The sequence below is a fragment of the Polycladomyces subterraneus genome (genome assembly GCF_030433435.1).
In the GTDB taxonomy this organism is placed as follows: Bacteria; Bacillota; Bacilli; order Thermoactinomycetales; family JIR-001; genus Polycladomyces; species Polycladomyces subterraneus.
Genome location: NZ_JANRHH010000009.1, coordinates 1 through 1,666 on the forward strand (window position 1 = coordinate 1; position 1,666 = coordinate 1,666).

A 1,666-nucleotide genomic window follows, 5' to 3' on the forward strand; every position below is an offset into this window, starting at 1 on the left:
TACAAGACCGCTCCTTGAGACTGCTGTGCATGTGGTTTCGCTAGCCAAACGATTGCGAGAGCATCATGATCTCTCGCTTTTCTTTCGGCAAGCTCAAAGTTCGCTTGTGGGAAAACGGCCACTCTTTTGGTGCCCGCGGATTTTGTCAACAGAAAGGACCGGCCAGAAAGCCGGTCCTTTTGAATGAGCAACGTCAGCCGATAAAGCCGTTATTGCCGCCGTTGTGTCCACCGTTGCCACGATCGGTTCCGGTGTCGGTCCCTTGGTCGGTACCGCCTGTACTGGTACCTCCTGTACTGGTACCGCCAGTACTGTCGGTACCGCCTGTGCTGGTACCGTCGGTGCCGCCAGCGTTCGAACCGTCTTGGCCACCCGGTCCACCAAAGATTCCGCCGGGACCCTGACCTTGGTCATTGCCTTGCGGGTTACCCTGCTGATTGCCCTGGTCATTGCCCTGCGGGTTGCCTTGTGGGTTGCCTTGCGGGTTACCCTGGTCAGGTGGCGGCGTTTGCGGTTGATCCGGCGTGACTTGAACCGTCGCCACGTTGGACGGCAGTTCTTGGTTGGTTTTCGTGTCGATGGCGATAACTCTGTAGTAATAGGTTTTCGGTTGCGGTGCCGGCGCGAGTCCGCCGAGCAAGCCACCGTCTCCACCGGCTTGCGGCACTTGGATGCTGGTATCCGTAAACGCACCGCCTTGCACCTCACCCAGCGGCTGCCAGTTGACCTGATCCTCGGAACGCTCCACACGGTATTTGACGCGCGGATCGTTTTGCGCGTTCCAGCTCAGATGGACGGCGTGCGACGCTTGATCATACTGCGCGCCCACGCTGACGGCCACCAACTGGAACGGCGGTGTCGGTTCCGGCACGCCCGGCGGCGGCTCAAACCGCGTGATGGGCTCGTTGTTGTCCTTCATCGTATCTTCCATGATGGCCTTGAACATCTTCGCCGGATATTTCCCACCGGTCAACTCCACTTGTTCACCTTTCGGCGGGTTGAAAATGGTGACCGCCAACACGTGCTTCGGCGTGTAACCGACAAACCACGCATCTTTGCCGTTTTGTGTCGTGCCCGTTTTCCCGGCCACCGGTTGACCGTTGTCCAGCTTGGCAAATTTCCCGGTGTTTCCGTGTGTCACACCTTCACCCGAGACAACGGATAACAACATCCGGGTAGTGTACCATGCTGCTTTGGCAGAGTATACCCGTACATCCTTTTTCACTTCTTTTATCGGTTCTTTGACTTCTCCGTCAGCGGTTACCACTTTCTCTACGGCATGGGCTTCATTCATCACGCCGTTGTTGTCCAACGAAGAGTAAGCTTGTGCCATCTGCACCGTGTTCACACCGTCGGTCAATCCGCCCAATGCGAGCGGCGACCATCCCAAATCCTTTCTTGTCAACGGCAAACCAGCTTTTCGACCGAACTTCAAGGCTTTGTCCAACCCGACTTTGTGGTCCAAAATCCATACCGTCGCCGCGTTCATCGATTCGGCCACGACATCCCGCATCTTTACGACACCGTAATACCGGTGCTCGTAGTTTTGCGGTGTCCAGCCGCCGTAGGATACCGGCTCGTCTGGAATCTGCGCGTATTCGTTGATATCATCATTCAACTCGATGGCCGGTGCATAGACGGTGATCGGTTTGATCGACGATCCCGG

At 56.7% G+C, this 1,666-nt stretch carries 1 protein-coding gene; it reads right to left on the reverse strand.

Features of this window, described 5'->3' with window-relative positions:
* Window positions 1-193: 193 nt before the first annotated feature.
* A partial coding sequence (locus NWF35_RS01010) for a penicillin-binding transpeptidase domain-containing protein (protein ID WP_301237249.1) occupies window positions 194-1,666 on the reverse strand: 1,473 nt, incomplete at its 5' end.